The 20812-nt window shown below is 47.4% G+C and carries 14 protein-coding genes; 8 read left to right on the forward strand and 6 right to left on the reverse strand.

Features of this window, described 5'->3' with window-relative positions; translation table 11 throughout:
* Positions 1 to 45 precede the first annotated feature (45 nt).
* From Pan161_RS17190 to Pan161_RS17200, 3 genes are all read left to right on the forward strand, one after another.
* Positions 46 to 984 carry a PIG-L deacetylase family protein gene (locus Pan161_RS17190; protein ID WP_145229121.1) on the forward strand — a complete coding sequence of 313 codons (939 nt, stop codon included), beginning with the start codon at positions 46 to 48 and terminating at the stop codon, positions 982 to 984.
* A 262-nt stretch (positions 985 to 1246) separates the two neighbouring features.
* Entirely contained in the window at positions 1247 to 4357 is a 3111-nt protein-coding gene (locus Pan161_RS17195; protein WP_145229124.1) for a PSD1 and planctomycete cytochrome C domain-containing protein, read from the forward strand.
* Positions 4358 to 4418: 61 nt separating this feature from the next.
* The gene (locus Pan161_RS17200) at positions 4419 to 5897 is read left to right on the forward strand and encodes a DUF1501 domain-containing protein (protein ID WP_145229126.1); all 1479 of its coding nucleotides are present in this window, start codon (positions 4419 to 4421) and stop codon (positions 5895 to 5897) included.
* A gap of 27 nt (positions 5898 to 5924) precedes the next feature.
* Here Pan161_RS17200 and Pan161_RS17205 read toward each other — a convergent pair whose 3' ends face one another.
* The 3 genes from Pan161_RS17205 to Pan161_RS17215 form a co-directional block, all read right to left on the reverse strand.
* A complete protein-coding gene (locus Pan161_RS17205) occupies positions 5925 to 7283 on the reverse strand; it encodes a BBP7 family outer membrane beta-barrel protein (RefSeq protein ID WP_145229128.1) in 1359 nt (452 codons plus the stop codon).
* A 296-nt stretch (positions 7284 to 7579) separates the two neighbouring features.
* The gene (locus tag Pan161_RS17210) at positions 7580 to 8137 is read right to left on the reverse strand and encodes a TMEM43 family protein (RefSeq protein ID WP_145229130.1); all 558 of its coding nucleotides are present in this window, start codon (positions 8135 to 8137) and stop codon (positions 7580 to 7582) included.
* Between the two features lie 40 nt (positions 8138 to 8177).
* Positions 8178 to 9203, reverse strand: coding sequence for a nucleoside hydrolase (locus tag Pan161_RS17215; RefSeq protein WP_145229132.1), 1026 nt, complete (start codon positions 9201 to 9203; stop codon positions 8178 to 8180).
* Positions 9204 to 9451: 248 nt separating this feature from the next.
* Between Pan161_RS17215 and rhaB the strand changes: the two genes are divergently transcribed.
* The 3 genes from rhaB to Pan161_RS17230 all read left to right on the forward strand — a co-directional run bounded on the left by rhaB (position 9452) and on the right by Pan161_RS17230 (position 13869).
* Positions 9452 to 10951 (forward strand): rhamnulokinase, encoded by a 1500-nt coding sequence (rhaB, locus tag Pan161_RS17220; protein WP_145229133.1) that lies wholly within the window; start codon positions 9452 to 9454, stop codon positions 10949 to 10951.
* Positions 10952 to 11070: 119 nt separating this feature from the next.
* Positions 11071 to 12018, forward strand: a complete 948-nt coding sequence (gene ftsY, locus Pan161_RS17225) for a signal recognition particle-docking protein FtsY (protein WP_145229135.1) — start codon at positions 11071 to 11073, stop codon at positions 12016 to 12018.
* A gap of 408 nt (positions 12019 to 12426) precedes the next feature.
* The gene (locus Pan161_RS17230) at positions 12427 to 13869 is read left to right on the forward strand and encodes a porin (RefSeq protein ID WP_145229137.1); all 1443 of its coding nucleotides are present in this window, start codon (positions 12427 to 12429) and stop codon (positions 13867 to 13869) included.
* A 20-nt stretch (positions 13870 to 13889) separates the two neighbouring features.
* Here Pan161_RS17230 and Pan161_RS17235 read toward each other — a convergent pair whose 3' ends face one another.
* Positions 13890 to 14084 carry a hypothetical protein gene (locus Pan161_RS17235; protein ID WP_145229139.1) on the reverse strand — a complete coding sequence of 65 codons (195 nt, stop codon included), beginning with the start codon at positions 14082 to 14084 and terminating at the stop codon, positions 13890 to 13892.
* 94 nt (positions 14085 to 14178) lie between these two features.
* Between Pan161_RS17235 and Pan161_RS17240 the strand changes: the two genes are divergently transcribed.
* Complete coding sequence (locus tag Pan161_RS17240; protein ID WP_197995374.1) at positions 14179 to 15759, forward strand: arylsulfatase; 1581 nt, start codon at positions 14179 to 14181, stop codon at positions 15757 to 15759.
* A gap of 31 nt (positions 15760 to 15790) precedes the next feature.
* Here the strand turns inward: Pan161_RS17240 and purH are convergent, their stop codons facing one another.
* The gene (purH, locus tag Pan161_RS17245; RefSeq protein WP_145229143.1) at positions 15791 to 17368 is read right to left on the reverse strand and encodes a bifunctional phosphoribosylaminoimidazolecarboxamide formyltransferase/IMP cyclohydrolase; all 1578 of its coding nucleotides are present in this window, start codon (positions 17366 to 17368) and stop codon (positions 15791 to 15793) included.
* Between the two features lie 311 nt (positions 17369 to 17679).
* Positions 17680 to 18888: an outer membrane protein assembly factor BamB family protein gene (locus tag Pan161_RS17250; RefSeq protein WP_197995375.1), complete on the reverse strand. Its 1209-nt coding sequence runs from the start codon at positions 18886 to 18888 to the stop codon at positions 17680 to 17682.
* 597 nt (positions 18889 to 19485) lie between these two features.
* On the opposite strand from Pan161_RS17250, the gene Pan161_RS17255 reads away from it, so the two are divergent.
* Positions 19486 to 20802, forward strand: a complete 1317-nt coding sequence (locus Pan161_RS17255; protein WP_197995376.1) for a HEAT repeat domain-containing protein — start codon at positions 19486 to 19488, stop codon at positions 20800 to 20802.
* The last annotated feature ends 10 nt before the right edge of the window (positions 20803 to 20812 follow it).

The following is a 20812-nucleotide window of genomic DNA, read 5'->3' on the forward strand; positions in this document are numbered from 1 at the left end:
ATAAATATCCGTTGATTTATCCTGATAGAACTGGAGCTGAAAACCATGCTGCTGAACCTGAGAAATATAATCTACTCTACGTTTCTAATTACGCTTCCCCTGTTGTGTAACATTTCTTCACTCCAGGCAGATGAAGGTGCCCCGTTACGTATTATCTGCTTTGGTGCTCACCCTGATGATGCAGAATATAAAAATGGTGGAACAGCTGCGCTTTGGGCGCAACAGGGTCATAAAGTAAAACTGGTCTCCGTGACAAATGGAGACATTGGTCACTTTGAAATGGCGGGAGGTACATTAGCTCAGCGAAGAGCTGCCGAGGTTAAAGCTGCAGGAAAAATCCTGGGAGTCGAATCGGAAGTGTTGGATATCCATGATGGAGAATTACTTCCGACGTTGGAGAACCGAAAGAAGATCGTAAAACTGATTCGCGAATGGAATGCCGATCTCGTCATATCACATCGTCCCTGGGATTATCACCCCGACCACCGGTATGTTGGCGTACTGGTCCAGGATGCTGCATTCATGGTAACCGTACCCTATTTCTGTCCTGATATCCCTCGTCTTAAAAAAAATCCCGTCTTCATGTACTCCAGCGACGGATTCCAGAAGCCTTACCCCTTTCGTCCGGATGTGGTCGTTGCCGTGGACAATGTATTTGAACAGAAACTGAAAGCAGTTGCACAGCTCGTATCGCAATCGCTGGAAGGAGGAGCTGGCGGCAGTCCGGAACGGGCTGCTAAAGTCCCCCCTGCTGATCCGCCAGAACTGCGCGTCGAATTTCTTCGTCCTGCCTGGTCGCGCCGTCAGTCATCAGAAGCAAATAAATACCGCACCGAACTGATCAATATCTACGGAGAAGAAATCGGTAAGCAGGTCAAATTTGCGGAATCGTTTGAGCTCTGCGAATATGGTTCAAAACCAAATAAAAAGATGCTACTGAAGCTGTTCCCCATCCAGGCTTCAATTCCGGTTGCTGAAAAATAATAAACTACCGGTTTATTCAGTTTACAGGCAACAGAACACGTAGTATCCCTCTCTATCTATTCCAATCCAGATTAGCGAACTTCTGATTAAGTGGTGGATCTCAAAGCCATTATTTGACATACGCTGATATAACCTAGTATTATGTAATAATAGCGATCAATCAGGGGACTTACCTGTTCTCCCATGCTGCAATGGAGCAGCTTTGGCCTTCCAGAGACGCACCCAGATCGTTGAATTGCCTGATAATAATGAGGGCAAGCTAATGAACCGCCTCTTCTTTTCTATGTTCTGGCTGTTGAGCCTGAGTTCTCTGTTACTTCAACCTGTATTTCTGTCTGCCGCAGAGGCTGTTGCAGAAAAAGACAAAATTGATTTCCAGAAACAGATCAAACCACTGTTTCAGGCCAAATGCTATTCTTGTCACGGTCGGGAAGTTCAGGAAGGTGGCTTTCGCCTCGATCTGAAAAGTCGCGCTTTGGAAGGTGGAGACAGTGGTCGGGCTATTCTACCCGGTGACAGCCATAAAAGTGAACTCTTTCATCGGATTTCCGGCACCGGGGATGGCGACCAGATGCCCCCGGAAGGTGAAGGAACTCCACTGAATCAAGACGAACTGGCTTTGGTCAAACGCTGGATCGAACTGGGAGCCAATTGGCCTGAGATCGCGAATTCAAAAACAGGTCTGGCTGGCTCAGATCACTGGTCATTTCAACCCATCAAAGAGGTTACCCTGCCAAAGGTGCAACAGACGGACTGGGTTAAAAATGGCATCGATACATTCATTCTACAGAAACTGGAACAGGAAAAAGTAAGCCCCTCTGAAGAAGCGGACCGCAGCACTCTTATCCGACGCGTCTATCTGGATTTGACTGGACTCCCTCCCACGGTTGAAGAATGGCAGAAGTGGAGTTCCGATCTCAACCCTGACTGGTATGAAAAACTGGTCGACCATCTGTTGGCCTCTCCGCATTATGGAGAACGCTGGGCTCGGCACTGGCTCGACCTGGCACGGTACGCTGACAGCGACGGATACGAAAAAGACCGCAAAAGACCACACGCCTGGCGCTGGCGAACCTGGGTGATCAATGCCTTGAATCAGGACCTCCCCTTCGACCAGTTTTCGCAGCGACAGATCGCGGGCGACCTGTTCCCAGATCCTTCCCTGACCGAACTGGTTGCTACGGGATTCCATCGTAATACCCTGATCAATACAGAAGGTGGAACCGATCCGGAGGAAGATCGCGTCAAACGTACTGTCGACCGCACGAATACTCTGGGATCGATCTGGCTGGGAATCACAGTAGAATGTGCCCAATGCCACACTCATAAATATGACCCCATCACCCAGCGTGAATATTATCGGCTATACTCCTTTTTCAATTCAATGACAGAGCCCGATATCGGCGCGCCCCTGCCTGCCGAACAGGCGAATTTTGAGAAAGCAAATCAAGTCTATCAGGCAGCCCATCAGCCTCTGGTAGAAGCAATTCAGGATTATGAACAGAACAAACTGAACTCAGCCCTCAGTCACTGGGAAAAACAGAATCCGGAAAAGAAACCTGTCTGGACAGTCCTGAATCCGGAAACCGTTCAAGCCAAACAGAAAACCACATTGAAGGTTCTGCCCGATCGTAGCGTGCTGGCTAAAGGGGAAAACCCCGGTCGCGCAGAAATTTATACGATTACTTTTAAAACAGATATACAGAACATTAAGGGGATTCGACTCGAAGCACTCACTGATCCCAGTCTGCCCAGACAGGGGCCAGGGCGAAGTGCCACTGGCGATTTCGAATTGACCATGCTTACTCTGAAGACGGCACCACTGGAATCGCCTGATTCGATCCATGAAATCGCGTTACAGAATGCACAGGCCAGCTTTGAGATGGAGGGTTATAAAGTTGACCGTGTCATCAACAACAGTCCCCATACAGGCTGGTCAATTGCTCCCCAGGAGGGAAGAAAACAGATTGCCACATTCGAAGCAAAAAAACCATTTGGATTCGAAAAGGGTACGCTGGTCACCGTTACATTGCAGCAGTCCACTACGAAAAAAACTTATCATAACCTGGGGCGTTTTCGTATTTCACTGACAACAACAGATGTACCATTGCCCCTTACTGGAATGACAGACCTGGTAGTCGAGACACTGAATACACCGTCTGAACAGAGAACTGTTGAGCAACACCAGGAACTGCTGGAGTATTTTCGCACCATTGATCCTCAGTTAAATAAACTGAAAGCACAGGAAGTGGCACATCGTAAAAAAGCACCTCGTGATCCCGCAGAAACCACGAAAGCCCAGGTAGTCGATCATCTCAAAGTACCCCGCAAAACACACTTGCTGGTAAGAGGTGACTTTCTGAATCCTGCGGATGAAGTCAAAGCGAATACACCGGCGATCCTGCCTCCCATCCGAACTTCCAATCCAAACCGTCTCGATCTGGCGCGCTGGCTGTTTGAGCCCCGTCAGCCTCTAACAGCACGGGTGACAGTCAATCGCATCTGGAGTCGCTATTTTGGCCGGGGAATCGTATTCACTGTCAACGATTTTGGCACACAGGGAGAGCCCCCCTCGCACCCGGAATTACTCGACTGGCTGTCCACTCAATTTCGCAAAAACCACTGGAGCCTGAAACAGCTCCATAGACTGATTGTCACTTCAGCAACGTATCGTCAGTCTTCCACGAATCGACCGGAACTCGCAGAACGAGACCCCTATAACACCTGGCTGTCGCATCAGAACCGCCTGCGGGTTGAAGCGGAAATCATTCGCGACCAGGCGTTGACAGTCAGCGGATTAATCAAACACAAAGTAGGTGGCCCGAGCGTGAATCCTCCCCAACCCGAGGGAATCGCTAATCTGGGTTATGCAAATTCGGTGAAATGGTCTACCAGTAAAGGGGATGACCGCTACCGTCGCGGACTCTATACGTTCTTTCAACGTACAGTCCCCTATCCCATGTTGATGACTTTTGACTCACCCGATTCTAATTTGAGTTGTACTCGCAGAGAGCGTTCCAATACTCCACTGCAGGCATTAACGATCTGGAATGACCCGGTCTTTTTTGAGTGTTCCCAAAATCTGGGCACACGAATTGTCGAGGCAACACAGAAAAATACTCATTCTCTGGAAGATCGCATCAAACATGCATTTGAACTCTGCCTGGCACGACAGCCATCAAAGCAGGAAATGCAAATTATCCGTCAGCTCCATCAGGAACAGACACAATTACTGCAGGCAGATCCGTCGGCAGTCAGCGATTTAACAAATCAAATTCAGATTCCTGAGGGAAGCACCCCGCAGGAAGTCGCCACCTGGATAATAATTGGACGGGTTTTAATGAATCTCGATGAGTTTGTGACACGCGGATAATTAGATTTTTAACTCCCCCCTGTAATCTGAGTGACATATTCCATAACGGAAAAAAATAATTATGAACGCTGAACCATTCAATTTGAATCTGGCACGTCGTCGCTTCCTGATGAACTCATCCTGCAGTGTCGCCAGTTTTGCTCTGGCTGCGATGCTGGAGAAAGAAGGGTTAATCGCCTCGGAAAACAGTCTCACAAATCCACTGGCTCCCAAAGATGCCCATTTCCCCGGTACCGCGAAGAACTGTATTTTCATATTTCTGGCGGGAGGCCCCAGCCAGATAGACCTCTATGATCCCAAACCCAAGTTACAGGAATTAAACGGACAGCCACTCCCCAAAGAACTGACCGAGAAGGTTCGATTTGCTTTTATTAACAAAGAAACCGCTACTCTGAGTGGAAGCGCCAGGAAGTTCACGAAATCGGGGGAATGCGGTACCGAGTTTTCAGATGTGCTCCCCAATATTGCAACCTGTGCAGACGACATCGCTTTAATTCGCTCAATGTATACTGAGCAGTTTAACCACCATCCGGCACAGTTGATGATGAATACGGGGGTAGGACGCTTCGGGAGACCCAGTGTTGGTTCCTGGCTGACCTATGGGCTAGGCAGCCAATCCAATAATCTGCCAGGGTATGTTGTACTGACAGCAGGTCGTGGTGCCAGTGGCGGCGCCTCACTCTGGTCCAGTGGCTCTCTACCATCGACTTATGCTGGAGTACTGTTCCGAAATCAGGGTGAGCCGGTATTGAACTTGAATAACCCGCCTGGAATCAGTTCGGCCATGCAGAAATCTGGTCTGGAAGCCATCAAGAAACTGAACACCGAACAACTGAACGAGACAGGCGATGATGAAATTGCCAGCCGGATAGCCAGTTACGAACTCGCCTTTCAAATGCAGTCTTCAGCACCGGAACTGATTGAATTATCCAGCGAGACCAAAGAAACACAGGAAGCCTACGGCGTCAACCGAAAAGGAGATTCTAAAACTGGTAAAAGAGGTGGGGGAGCCGATGCGGAAGGTGCATTTGCACGGAACTGCCTGCTGGCACGTAGACTGGTGGAACGCGGAGTCCGGTTTGTCAATCTTTACCATGCTTCCTGGGACCACCACAGTGGTCTGGATGCCGGTATAAAACGGAACGCAGGAATCGTGGACCAGCCCGTTGCTGCACTTCTGAAAGACCTCAAACAACGAGGGCTTCTCGATTCAACGCTGGTCGTGATGGCTGGAGAATTTGGACGGACTCCGCTGGGTGAAAACCGAACTGGTTCGAAAGCGGTCACAGGCCGAGATCATCATCCTGGCGCCTTCAGTCTGTGGATGGCGGGAGGAGGTGTCAAAGGGGGGCAGGTCATTGGCAAAACGACAGAACTGGGATGGTCAGTAGAAGAAGACCCTGTTCACATCAACGATTTTCACGCCACTTTGTTACATCTGTTCGGCCTGAATCACTTGAAACTGGCACAGAATTTTGGTGGCCTGGATATTCGACTGACCAACGTTGGTGGAAAAGTTGTCGACAAACTGATCTCATAAGCAGAGTCGGCATTTAACCGCTCTGTTTTATGGCCAGCGGAATTCTCCACCCAATACAAGTCCATGCAGTTTATAGGTATCTGTACTGTCCTGAGCTTGGATAGAGACGTCATTAGCAGCGAAAGAGCCATCCAAGTTGTAATAAGGAATCCCCCCTGCCCGGGCAATATGATTGGCCCACAGGAAGTTATAACCAACATTGAAGGTAAAGTATTCACTGAGATGAATGCGGGCATTCACTCCAAACTCAAAAGTCGGTGCAAACCGTGTTTTGGATATCTGTGTGACGTGAGTAGGATCAGTTGGTCCGAGAAACTGGTTTGTTAACACACTTCCATTGTAATTATTCACACCAAAACCAAACTTCGGTTCAGCTGCAATCGTGAACCAGGGGTGCACGAATTCCATTCGGATACCAGCCTGAGGAACATACAGTTTATTGCTCGTCTGGCTGCTGATTGTCGATTCAAAAAATGGGAATGGAGGGATCGTGTCTGAGCGTTCAAAATCACCTTTCACAACCATCTGCTCACCGATTTTCAGATAACGAAAACCTGCTAAAGGACGAATCTGAAATCCACCTTCTCCATAATAGGTCCGGAAAATCAGGCTTTCCGTATTGAAGACATAGTTACTTTCCACTCCCCACGCCTGTGTTTTATAGTCGACGCTAAATTTCTGATTGAAATTCCGCTGGGCGTTCGATATTTCACCATTGAATAAAAGAGGAATTGAAATCATATCGGTCTCGCCAAAGGAAGCACCGAGAAGATCATTTTTACCATAGGAAAATCCACTCGCATCGGTTTTCATACCGAAAAAGATAGCTTCAATGGTACCACTGTCAAAATCAATACCGAACGTGCCGCGGACCCCGTTAGTACCTTCCTTGCCAATAGAACTCAAATCGGCGGCTTTGGTTGAGAGAGTGGGAAATCCTAGAAAATCATTAGTTGTATAAGGATTGCGAGGATCATTGCCTGAATCGTTTTGAGAACCGATCAGCATGTTGCCCGGAGGCGCTTTCCAGAGCAGGTACTCCATACGAAACCAGCTGTTATGGGCCAGTCGGCTGAAATATCCATCCATTGGATGGTCGTAAGCCCAGCCACGATCTTCTGGAAGAACCCTCATCACCGAATCGGCTGGAGGCATCCCCCCATAATATTCTGCAGGATACGCATCAACCGGCTGATAATATTCCGGTGATGGTTCATACATCACTTCAGGCTCGTAATGGGGACGATAAGCTGCAGTTGAATTATAACTGACAGGCTGAATCATCGATCCCATGTCGGGAGAATATGGAGCCTGCGCAGACAGTGATTCCACCCCTGACAGGAGAACAACCATTCCAAGCAATAAACGATAGGCCGGATTTACCATGTTCTACTTCAATCTCATGTTAAAGAAGTCTACAAGCCGAAGGCTCTACAAAACTGCCTTCTAACTTAGACAGACCCAGCAAATAACCCCCCTGTGGCGCAGGAAAATCCGCGTCAAGGGTATTAGATATATCAAAGGTATCGGTTATGTGGGTTATTCGACTTGTAGGAATCCTGAGATCTCAGGCAGAAAGTTGGGAACCAGAGTGGTCCCAAACAACAAAACAGAACATCTGGGGCAACCTGGGAAGAAACAAACGGGCTTGTAATTCTTACATGGACTCTAATCAGGTCAGATCAGGCTCTCCTCAACGCGTGCTTCAATCGAGCCCGTCTTCCTGAACGATAGAGAATGAATAATGGGATAATGCCTGACAGCAATAAGACTGCTCCAAAAACAGGTCGCGCCACCATCCAGACAGCTGACAGGAGAATTAAAGTCAGACTGAACGAACTCAGCAAAGCAAATATTGTGATTCCACGCCCTACGAAATTCCAGAGGAACGGGATCTTATCAACGAGGACAACCAGGGGTTTAAAGAGCGTGGCTAATCCCAGAAAAACAATAATCCAGCCGGCAAACCGGAGCCCCCAGTTGATAACCGTTGTTGATTGCAAATTGCGTCCTTCATTATTCACCTGCCCTGTTTCTTCGGAACTCGCTTCCTGATTCTCTGACAGAACTGACTCTGCCTGAGAGATACTGATATCTCGCTCAAGAATTTTAGACTCGTTATGCCAGAGCAAGAACAACCCCGCCATCAGGAAAATGATCCCGATTCCCAGATTCTTCAAGGCGGTTTGAAAACGCTTACCGAAGGATGGTTCTACATGATCTTCCGTTTTCTGATTCACAGGAATTCTCCTCCAGGGAAATAGAGCTGGTTTATTATGTTCACATTGCAGGTGGTTGACTGGAAAGATTTTCCAGAACTTCCTGTACCCTGACAATCTGCTCTGGAGTCACAGTCAGAAATTGCTGATTTCCATCTGTATCTTGAGTAAATTCCAGTTTTTCGAGTTCGTTGATCTTAAATTGACCTGGTTTGGATAATCCAAAATAACCACGCCCGGGCCTGACCGCATATAGAACACTCGTTAGATCATATGTAGGTCGATCATAAGGCATTTTATGCCAATATTCGTATCCCAGCTTGATCGGATGAGATTTCACATACCCATAATCATGCTGAATACTGATGGCACGATTCTGAATCGCACGTCCCACCTCCCAGCCACTGACGACAACGGGAACTTGCTTTGGCCATAATTCGTACACCGCTTTAGCGGCGGGAACATCCAGTCTCACATTGTATTCATGGAATTTAGCAGGCTTATCCCGGTCAAAGCGACCAATCATCTGAGAAAGAAGTTTCACTTTCCGGGACACCAGCTCCAGGCCCGTCAGGGGACTGACCTGATCCCCCGGCGACTGGAGTAGTCTGGCAATATTAGTTGAAAACCCGACTACAACCAGCGTCACAGAATGATCGGGTTGTTTTGCCAGTGTAGACCTTAAAACTGAAACAGCCTCTGGAATGTCTTCCGCACTTTGAAAGCATCTCGCAAAAACGGGTTTTCCATCCTCGGACGTTTTCACAACTTTACGTGTATATGATCCGTCGAGATGAGTAGCTCCCTGGTTGACTCTTCCCAGTGGAATCTCTGGCCGGCCGTAAAAAGAATTTACTACATCACAGTACAGGATAGACCAGGGGTTGTCCTTACTGCTGGTAACTGCCAGCAGATCGCATTCTCCCCTGCTCTCTAAAGCATGTATGACCGCCAGCGCTAATGCATCATCGATATCATTTCCCATATCAGTATCGAAAATCAGTTTTACTGGGTCAGAGGCGTAGGATCCTGTTTGAAATATCAAGAAGCACAGTAAAACAGCCAGCACTGACATTATCGGTTTCATGGGAACTCGTTCTCATTCAATTGCTTAACAATGTGTAATAAATGCCCTTCCGTATTCTTCAGGATAGAGTCTGTTTTCAAAAACTACAATCAACCGGTAAATAAGATTCCATGATCTGCAAATCTTTACTGTGTCACAACCAGTATCCAATGAAATTTAAAAGAAGTTATTGTATGATACGGGGCTGGTATTAACATGCTTTACTTCGTATCAGCCAGAAGTCTTTATTGAATCAAAAGGGACAATCAATGCCGGCGCAGTGTTTTTTAGGAGTTGATCTGGGGGCAGAAAGCGGGCGTGTCCTCGCAGGCATCCTGAATGAAAATAAAATCCAGCTGGAAGAAATCTATCGTTTCAGTAATGGACCAGTCCCGATTGCAGGAACGCGTCGCTGGAATGTAACCGGCCTGTGGACTTCGATACTGAAAGGACTTTCTCTCGCCGCACAAAAATATGGCGATCAGATCATTTCCGTCGGCGTTGATACATGGGGAGTCGACTATGTACTACTTTCCGAAAACCAGGAAATGCTGGGGCAACCTTATCATTATCGAGATCCGCGCACGGAAGGTATGTTGAATCTCGCCACTTCGCGCGTCCCGCAACAGGAAATATTTGACGCGACAGGTCTACAGTTCATGGAGATCAACACCCTATATCAGCTGTTAGCGATGCAGCAGACCGATCCTGAATTACTCAATCAGGCCAGAACATTTCTGATGATGGCCGACTTCTTTCACTGGTTGCTTTCCGGGAGTCAGGTTGTGGAATTCACGAATGCCACGACAACACAATGCCTGAATCCCCTAACCGGAGACTGGGCTTATGATTTGCTCCGTAAGCTCGAGATCCCAACCGCCATGCTTCCCAAGCTAGTCTCACCTGGAACAAAACTGGGAACCTTACGCGAAGAAGTCATGCTCCATACGGGTCTCAGTAAAATTGATGTCATCACTCCTGCTACTCACGACACAGCTTCAGCAGTTGCCGCCATCCCGACCACTCAGACAGGAAATCCCAACTGGGCTTACATCAGCTCTGGTACCTGGTCACTGATGGGAGTCGAAGTCAATTCTGCAGTTTTAGGCAAACGAGCCTTTGAATTGAATTTTACTAATGAAGGAGGCATTGATGGCACCTATCGATTACTGAAAAATATTATGGGGCTCTGGCTGGTACAGGAATGCAAGCGCTCCTATGAACGCCAGGGACAAGCTCTGGAGTATTCAGAACTGGCTGAAGCTGCAACCTTCGCAGAACCGTTTCGTTCACTTGTTGATCCGGATGATCCACGATTCTTGAGCCCTCCTGACATGCTGGAAGCGATTTCACAGTACTGCGTTGAAACCAGTCAGCCGATACCAGAAACCGCTGGTCAGTACATTCGCTGTGCACTGGAAAGCCTGGCATTGAAATATCGTAAGGTTTCAGGCTGGCTGGAAGAATTGACAGGAATCCCGGTCGAAGTCATTCATATCGTCGGGGGAGGAACTAAAAACGAGCTGCTGAATCAGTTCACCGCGAATGCCTGCCAGATACCGGTCATCACCGGTCCGGTAGAAGCCACAGGACTTGGAAATGTATTAGTTCAGGCAAGAGCTATTGGCGCGGTCAGTTCACTATCTGAAATACGGAAGATTGTGCTGAATTCGATAGAAACCAATCGTTACGAACCTCAGGAGAAGGTCGTTTGGGACCAGGCAATTCAACGATTTGACAGTCTGCGCAATAATAAAGTTGAATCATAGATTCATGTAAGAAATTCAGATACTTGCCGTCTGACTCCAGACACTATATTATCCTCGACTGAGATCCTGGTGATCCAGAACAAATATTAATCAGCTGTATCAAGTAAGAGAGAAGAAAAATGGGTCTGTTTGACCGATTAAAGCGTGGTTTAGAAAAAACTAAAGAAGTATTGAGGACAGATGTCCGCGATTTATTTAAAGCGGGCGAAATCCTGGATGACCAGAAAATTGAACAGTTTGAAGCCCGTTTGATCAAAACGGACATGGGAGTCGTTGCCTCCTCCGCAATTTGTGAAGAAATCCGCAAAAAGCATGGCGGCCGTACGGTTATTCTGGATGAAATCGAAGAGACAGTGAAAGAGAAAATCCGTACGCTGCTCGAGGGTGAAGGGGATGCAAAGTGGGATATCTCAGACCCATTATCTCCCTTAAATAACAATCCTGATGGTGTGACTGTAATTCTGGTGGCAGGAGTGAATGGTGTCGGAAAAACGACTTCTATTGCGAAACTGGCCAATCTGATACTGAAACAGAAAAAAACGGTATTATTAGCTGCAGGAGATACATTCCGGGCCGCTGCGGTCGAACAACTTACCATGTGGGCCAATAGACTGGGATGTGAAATTGTTACTAGACCCGATGGTACGGACCCGGCCAGTGTAGCTTATTCTGGGTGCGAACGCGCCTTGGAAACTGGTGTTGATTACCTGATTATCGATACTGCAGGACGTTTACAGACTCACACAAACCTGATGGAAGAACTGGAAAAAATCAAACGTGTTGTCAGCAAAAAAATCCCGAATGCACCTCATGAAAGTTTATTGGTTCTGGATGCAACTACTGGACAGAACGGAATCAGTCAGGCAGAACATTTTTCGAAATCTATCGAATGTTCTGGATTAATTTTAGCAAAATTAGATGGTACAGCACGGGGAGGAGTCACTGTTGCCATCCGTCAGAAAATGGGGATCCCCGTGAAATACGTCGGTGTCGGGGAGCTAATTGATGATCTTGAGTTGTTTAATTCACAGGGATTTGTCGATGCCCTCTTTACAAGTGCCTCATAAATACTCTCCCGAGATAGTCTTGTTCTAAAGACTTTTTCTGGATTGAGTAAATAATTGCATACACGACTGCTTATTCTTCGCGCAAGCTTAACATAATTTATGATTTGTTAAAGTTTAACGCTTCCGCTGTCTGGTTGATCGAACCAGACCTTCCTGATCAGTCAGGATATTCTTGACGTATCTCTTTTCATCAAAGCAACTACGGGGAATTCCGATATTCCGTATTAGAGCCATCGTTATGTTAGCGCTCAATTTGTCGGACCTCGCAGGTCATCTGATTGTAACGATGGGACTTTGATTAGACCGTCAGTATGGCTTTTACCAATTCATTGTTTTGGAAAGCATATACGCCTCCCTTCTGACGGTATGGAGACCAAGCACCTTTAGCGTGTACTCAGGAGTTAAAATATGCGAAAACTGAATGAACTGAAAAGAAAAGCCAGACTGACTGGGCTCCTCTTAAGTGGGCTGGGTCTCATGGCTGTATCACCTGCATTTGGTGGTGATGCTGGTTGTGCCCCTTCGTGCACTCCAGATCAACCCAATGCCTGCTGCACGAAAGTGTATGAGGAAGCTGGTACAAAGTTAGCTGCAGAACTCGAACGGTTAACAGCAGAATGCTGTGCACCTAAGACTTGTGCTCCTACCTGTACCAATCCTGACACTTGCTGTGGCGAAGAATCAAGTGATGACGGAGACTGCTGCAGCGGCCGCCTGACTCGTCTGTTCGACGACTGCGATGGCTGTGGTAACTTCCTTGAAGATAATGGTTGGTCTTTGAGTGGCTGGCTGGAATTTGGTATTACCTTCAACGGTAACCGTCCTGCTAATGACTTGAACACTCCCGGTGTGGGATTCAACCAGGCTGACAGCCAGTTCATGTTGAACCAGCTGTACTTCGTCCTGGAAAAAGACGCTGCTGCCAACGAAGACTGCTTCGGCTGGGGTGGTCGTGTCGACCTGTTAGTTGGTTCTGATGCTGCCGATACTGCTGTATTTGGTGGCCCCAACAATACCCCGAACTTCGACGGTACCTGGTCAGACAACGACAACGCGACTGCCAACCAGATCGGTCTGGCAATGCCTCAGATGTATGCTTCATTTTATGCTCCCATCGGAAACGGTGTGACCGTCAATGCTGGTCACTTCTATACACTGATTGGATACGAAGTTGTACCTGCAACCGGAAACTTCTTCTACTCTCATGCTTATACCATGCAGTACGATGAGCCTTTCACCCACACAGGTGTTCTGGCCAGTACTGACCTGAGCGACAACATCTCACTGACCGGTGGTATCACCACGGGTTGGGATGATTTTGAAAATCAGAACAATGAGTGGAGCTTCCTGGGTTCTATTGGCTGGACCAGCGACAGCGAAGATACATCACTGACCTTTGCCCTCAGCTCTGGCGGTGAAAATGATGCATTCGGGGGAACTTCCAACCTGACCATCTTCAGTATCGTTGCTCAGCAGAAACTGTCAGATAACTTGTCTTACGTATTCCAGCATGACCATATGTTCTTCATGAATGGCGATGCTGCTGATCCAGGTGACGATGCAGAAGCTTATGGTATTAACCAATACCTCTTCTATGACGTCTGCGACTCAACTCGCGCAGGGATGCGTGTCGAATGGTGGCGTGATCATAATGGTACTCAGCTGGGTAACCCCGGTACGAACTACTACGAAATCACTGCAGGTTTGAATCACAAAATCAATTCCTGCATCCAGGTTCGTCCTGAAGTTCGCTGGGACTGGGCTGACGGAGCTGACCCCTGGACAACCAAAAGTGGTGCAACCAAGGACAGCCAGTTCACTGTTGGTACAGACGTTATTCTCGTCTTCTAATAATACCAGCGGGTAACTTTTTACCAGCTACCATTCGGATCATTCCGAATCAAAGGGCCATAACGAAAGGAGCCTTCTTCACAGAAGAAGGCTCCTTTAATTTTATCTTTTCCACGACGATTCACTTCCCACAAATGTAATTTCTGGATCACTTCTATCAGGTTCGTGTCATTCCTGCCGCCTACTCCGTCAGATAACGCTGTAATAGACTTCAAAGGAGTCCTTTGTTTATAATCATATTGAACTGATTGAATTTATGCATAACAGTAAATGCAGGCACCTGATTCTACTGTAGAAAGTCAATTCAATATGAATCCTTGGGGCTGGGCAACCATATTCTACCTGCTTTCCGTTTCCACCGTATCAGCACAGGAAACAAAACCTCGCCCCAATATCATCCTGGTCATGGCTGACGATCTGGGCTGGTCTGATATTGGCTGTTACGGCGGAGAGATCAATACACCTCACATCGATTCACTCGCCCAGGAAGGTTTACGTTTTACACAGTTCTACAATAATGCAATCTGTGGTCCCACCCGCGCTTCACTGCTCACGGGACTGTACTGCCAACAGGTCGGCCATCGCGGCGACCGCTGGAACGAGCCTAAAGATTTCAGCAAATGCGTTACGATCGCAGAGCTACTCCAGCTGTCTGGTTACCAGACCATGATGGTCGGCAAGTGGCAGGGACGTGATCTGGCTGTCGATCGAGGATTCCAACATTTTTTCGGCCCCATGTGTCAGGCCAAAATCAGTTACTTTCATGAAGTTGAAAACAACCCGTACTATCTGAATCGCAAACGGATTACACTGCCAGCAGACTTCTATCTGACCGATACAATCAATGATTATGCAGTTCGATTCTTAAAACAAAGCCTGACTGAGAAAAAACCATTCTTTCTCTATGTGGCTCACATTGCCCCTCACTGGCCTCTCCATGCGCGAGAAAAAGTGATCTCAGATTTTCGAACGCGATATCAGCGATCCGGCTGGGACCAGGTCAGGGCACAACGATTTCTGCGTCAACGGGAATCAGAGTTAATTCCCGAACAGTGGAAACTGTCACCAAAACCGGCAGCGATACCGGCGTGGGAACACCAGGATCATCAGCATTGGCAGGCGGAAAGGATGTCAGTTTATGCAGCCCAGGTATCAGCCATTGATCACGGCCTGGGGCAGATCATCCAGACCTTAAAAGAGGCCAATGCAGCACAGAACACACTCCTTATTTTTCTATCAGACAATGGTGCAGCCCCCGATGGGGGATTGACTCCCAGTCAGTCCGGATTCGGGTTCAAACCTGATTCAACTAATACAAACTGGCGAAAAGATGGAGTGGCAATTCGCCCTGGCAGTAGCTCCAATAACCCGCCCGGACCACATGACACATTTGCCGCTTACGGACTTGCCTGGGCGAATGTCAGTAACACACCATTACGCGGAACAAAACTGGAAGCGTATGAAGGGGGAATCCGAACGCCATTAATCGTCCGTTGGCCTGCTGTGATTCGAGAGCGTGGCGGCATTACCAGACAACCAGGGCATGTCATCGACTTGATGGCAACCTGTCTTGAGATCGCAAGCGTCCCTTACCCTACTCATTTTCAGGGGCGCATCCCTTTAGCATTGGAAGGGAAAAGTCTATTACCGGTTTTTCAGGGTCACCAACGTGAGCCACACAAGGCGCTCTGCTGGGATGTCCCTCGCCACCAGGCAATCCGAATGGGCTCATGGAAAGCGATACGGCCGCGCAGTAAGCAAGATTGGCAGCTGTTCAATCTGGATCAAGATGGGACAGAAACCACAGATCTCTCTGCACAGGAGCCAGAGCGAGTCAAAATCATGTCAACGGAATTTGCCAGATGGTACACACGGGTAACAATAAATTGACGTATCAGGCGTTTTAGCAACCGATTCCATCTTAGTGCTTGAAATGACGTCGTCCAGTGAAGATCATGGCAATCCCATGCTCGTTGCAGGCTGTAATTACTTCCTCGTCACGAACCGATCCCCCGGGTTGAATAATGGCAGTCACCCCGGCTTTGGCAGCTTCATCGACTCCATCACGAAAAGGGAAAAATGCATCAGACGCTACGACCGCCCCCTGACTACGCTCGCCCGCTTTATATGCGGCGATATAGGAAGAATCCAGGCGGCTCATTTGACCTGCTCCTGCCCCCAGAAGCATTTCATCCTTTGCCAGCACAATAGCATTCGATTTCACATGCTTACAGACAATCCAGCCAAAAGCCAGATCATTCATTTCCCTGGAATCAGGTTCGCGGCTGGTTACCACTTTCCAATCATTAGGGTCATCTCGTAATTCGTCTTTTTCCTGCACGAGTAAACCTCCAGAGACTCTGCGATAATCGAGGCTGGCTACAACAGGTGCATCCATCATGGGACACTTCATGAGTCTGACATTTTTTTTCCACTTGGGTTTTGTGATCAGCAGCTCAAAAGCTTCCGGATCATAATCGGGGGCAATAATCGCTTCGATAAAGCGGTTGGGCTCACATAATTTTTCTGCGGTTGCTTTATCAAGAGGACGATTGAAACTGATAATTGATCCAAATGCACTGACAGGATCTCCTGCATAGGCTTTATCAAACGCTTCCACCAGTGAATCAGCAGTAGCACATCCGCAAGGATTCGTATGCTTAATCACGACTGCAGCCGGCTTATCAAAATCACCGGCAATCTGCAGTGCCGCATCCAGATCAAGATAGTTATTGTAGGAAAGTTCCTTGCCATTTAACTGTTCTGCCTGTGCCACACTTGCTGCCCGTGGTTGTTTTTCTACATAGAAAGCTGCGCTTTGATGGGGATTTTCGCCATAGCGTAACTGATCTCTCCTTACTAAATTGATACTGATCTGCTGTGAAAATCGAGTCGATTCACTGTCCGGCACAACTGACGACATGTAGTTTGAAACGGCACGATCGTAACAGGCGGTCATTTCAAAGGCTGCAGCAGAAAGTTCAAGACGGAATTCCGGAGTCAGTGGCCCTGACTGTAATGCATCAAGCACACGACTGTACTGTGTCTGCGAGGTTACAATTCCGACATAGGCGTGGTTTTTAGCGGCTGATCTCACCATACTGGGACCACCAATATCGATCTGTTCGATTGCTTCTGAAAGAGAAACATTCTGCTTGGCAATCGTTTCTTCGAACGGGTAAAGATTGCAGACAACCAGTTCGAAAGGCACAATCTCAAATTCCTCTATTGCAGCGGCATCACCAGCCAGATCAGGACGGCCCAGAATTGCGCCGTGAACTTTAGGGTGCAGAGTTTTTACGCGACCATCCATAATTTCAGGAAAGCCTGTATACTCTGAAATATCGATTACATTCACACCCTGTTCTTGCAGATAACGACGGGTTCCACCTGTCGAGATAAATTCAAAGCCCAGTTCAGCCAGACCTTTTACGAATCCATCAAGACCCGTTTTATCACTGACACTTACTAATGCACGACGTGGATGTGAATTACTCATTTGTTTCTTAGTCAATCACCTGAGAACACAGAGTGGACAAAGTCCATCTGTAGTTTAAAGAAATTTCCCGTGCCTGATATAAACAGACTTCCAGTAACAGGGCGTACCAAAGTCGTTCCATGCACAACTCGGGCTCAGTTTAGCCAGTATGCGATCAGAAAACAAATGAGGCCTGAGTATCGGGAGAGTCTGAATCAAACGACCTGGTGCTTAGTCAAGCTAGACTGTTTCCAGTTTTACTGTCGCGTCTCCAGGACCATTTGAACCGGGTTTAATAGATTCAGAAAGGCTATGGTTAAATGTAATGCGCTTTAGTTATCGGTGTTTTCACCGTCGGCAGGGGTTTCTGACTGAACATCTTTTACTGTCGGTTCCGGCGCAATCTCGGGAAGAATCGGATACTTATCCTGATTTTTGAAGCGGATCGGAAATGGCAGATCCTTCTGTTTCAGACACAAAATAATCCCTGATTCTGAAGCGCAAAATATTCGATCCGTCTGTTCGTTCATCAGCTTAACCTGGTATTTTCGAAGGGGAACAGCAGCAAGAACCGCGCCATCTGTGCGTGAGAGAACCAGCAAATTCCCAAGCTCATCTGTAGAATAGACACGAGTTGGTGACAGTGAAATAAACCGTGAACCCAACGGTTGCCACCACTGCTCCTGTCCCGATTGAGCTGAAAGTTGAAATAGGCCTTTTTTCTTTGAAGAGAGATAGACTTCATTTTCCAGAACAGAAACTGGAAAGAGTAACGGAAACGAGGTTCGGATTCTCCAACGGACAATGCCATTCAATTTATTCAGACAATACAGATTCTGATCCTCTGAAGCGAGAAAGATGCTCTTATCATCTTCAGCAAGACTGGCTGAAATGGGTGCATCAGTTTCAAACTGAAAAGCAAGTTGTCGATCCTGGAGTGTCACTGAATAAAGTGAACCATCCTGGCTGGCGAAAATCAAAGTCCGGTTTGTGACGATCGCGGGCGTGTTAATGGTATCACCCGTCTGATACGTCCAACGGATTGCACTTTCACGCCATGCCGGGAGTTTTGACTCATTACTTAATTCGTTCAGTTTTTTCAGATCCCACGCATAAACCCGACCACTCAATGTGCCCACATAGATAGCATCTTCGTCGACAGTGGGGCTGGTTGAAGCAGAGCCTGGTAGCTGAAGTTCCCAATCGATTTCACCATTTAACCTGTCAATGGAATATAATTTAGTCCCTACTGTGATGAAGACATATTTTGAATTGGATACAGGAGAATAACCGATATTATTACCCCGTCCCAGTTGAGTTGCCCACAATTTTTTGCCGGTTTCATTGCTAAACGCGGTGATGATGCCTGCGGTGGATAGTGCATACAAATTGATTTCGTCAATCGATAAATGCACAATCCGATCCCGATGCGGATCCACGACAGCCTGTCCCCACCAGACGCGTTCGAGATCATACTGTCCCAACTGCCGTTGTGTCGGAATCGTGATACCAACCGAGGACTCATTCAAGCGTTGAGCCATCAGGCAATCACTTCCAGTGACTGTCACAACTAACATCAGAAAACTAATTGTCAATTTCTTCCACACAGGCATAGTACCAACTTTTTCAAGATGATTTTTAGATCTGGCATACTCAGATCTAATAAAGGGATCTGAATCGTCTACGGCAAAGAGTAGTAACTCTTCTCAAGTCTACAATACAGACTGACCTTGACCGCAAACTGTCTTTAAAAACCGCTTGCAGAACAGAATTCTCAGTATCCTGCCCTGGCTCATACTTCCCATTCTACCCACCCCACCAAAGGGGAATCCAGTATTGTTATGAAATCATTTGAAGAATTTTCACTAGAGAAACTGTACACCCCTCTATAATCACTGTTTTTTTGTCGTTCCCGTCAATTGGTTGCCCCTCTTTGAGTTCGTTATCGTACCTCGCTTTCTCTATTGATGATTGCTTCATACAACTGATACGAATTACAAAAAGCAGCGACTCCCGAAGAAAGATCCTGTCCCGCTATTGTCGAATATGATAAAATCAGACTGGAAATTAACGTTTGACGCAGTTTGTCGCTCACACACCAGTAAATCAAAACTTCAACGGGTATGAGAACTGGCACGATGTATCCAGAGCATATTTTCCCAAATTCAAGGCTCGCTCTTTCTGTTCCCCTTCTATTGACGTTATTTCTGGGACTGCAGGTCCCGGGGCAATGTGATCTGATCAAACTTAAACAGGGAGGAGAAATTCGAGGCAAACTGCAGAGGTTGACTCCGGAATCCGGAGAGATTCGTATCATAGAAACGCTGACTGGTGGCAGGATCGCCATTACCTCGCAACAGATTGAATTTATCACGAACCGTCCATTGTCAGTCGAAGAATATGAATCTCGCTCCAAATTAATCGCTGATACAGTGGAAGCGCATCTGGAACTGGCAAACTGGTGCTCCGAAAATCACCTCACCTCTCAACGACATGCAGAACTGGAAAAAGTTCTCTTACTGGAACCGGATCATGCAAAAGCCCGAGCGGCACTGGGGTATACCCAACGGGACGGGGAATGGATGACCCGAGATGAATTGATGCGAAAAAATGGCTACATCAAATACAAAGGAAGATATGTCTCTACCGCGGAACTGGAATTACTGGAAAAAAATGAAGCCGATCTGGCAGAAGAACGAAAATGGGCTAAAAAAGTCAAGCTTTGGCTGACTTTGATGAACAGTAACAATGCTCAACTTCAGCAGGAGGGGCTGAAAAATATTCAGGCAATAAAAGACCCGTTCGCAGTATCCGCCTTATCGCGACAGATGGGCAAACATGAAAACTATCTTGTACGATCACTTCTTGTTATCACACTGTCACAGATAACTGGTGACAAGCCTCTCAGACCACTGGCGGAGCTCGCTTTGACGGACCCCGTGCAGGCGATTAGAGAGTCAGCCCTGCAGGCACTTTCCAGGCGGGATGTATCACAAGCAATCGTCTATTTTATTGAAGCCTTGAAAAACAGATCAAATCTGATCGTTCAGAGGGCTGGAGAGGGACTGGGAGTCATAGGAGACGAATCTGTTGTCCCAGAACTGATCTCCGCTCTGATTACCAGCCATACCTATCGTATCAGGGTTCCCGATACAACATCGACATACAGTTTCGGCACGAACGGAACGTTTGGTAATACGGGAGTTGTCTTGCCCCCTGAAATTGAAGCGGGACTACTAGCAGGTCGGTACCCCAATGGAGTCATTGTACTTCCATCACAACAGCCCCGGGTCCCCATGCGAACTGTCTCAGTCAGACATAGCCATCAAAATGAAGCCGTGCTGTCAGCCCTGCAGGAGATCACTCAGCAGAATTTTGGATACAATCAACGACTCTGGCAACTCTGGTGGTCTTCAACTCAAAATAAAACAGGAATTGTACCTGTGGTTCAATAAGCTCTGTTTG

The organism is Gimesia algae (assembly GCF_007746795.1).
Classification (GTDB): Bacteria; Planctomycetota; Planctomycetia; order Planctomycetales; family Planctomycetaceae; genus Gimesia; species Gimesia algae.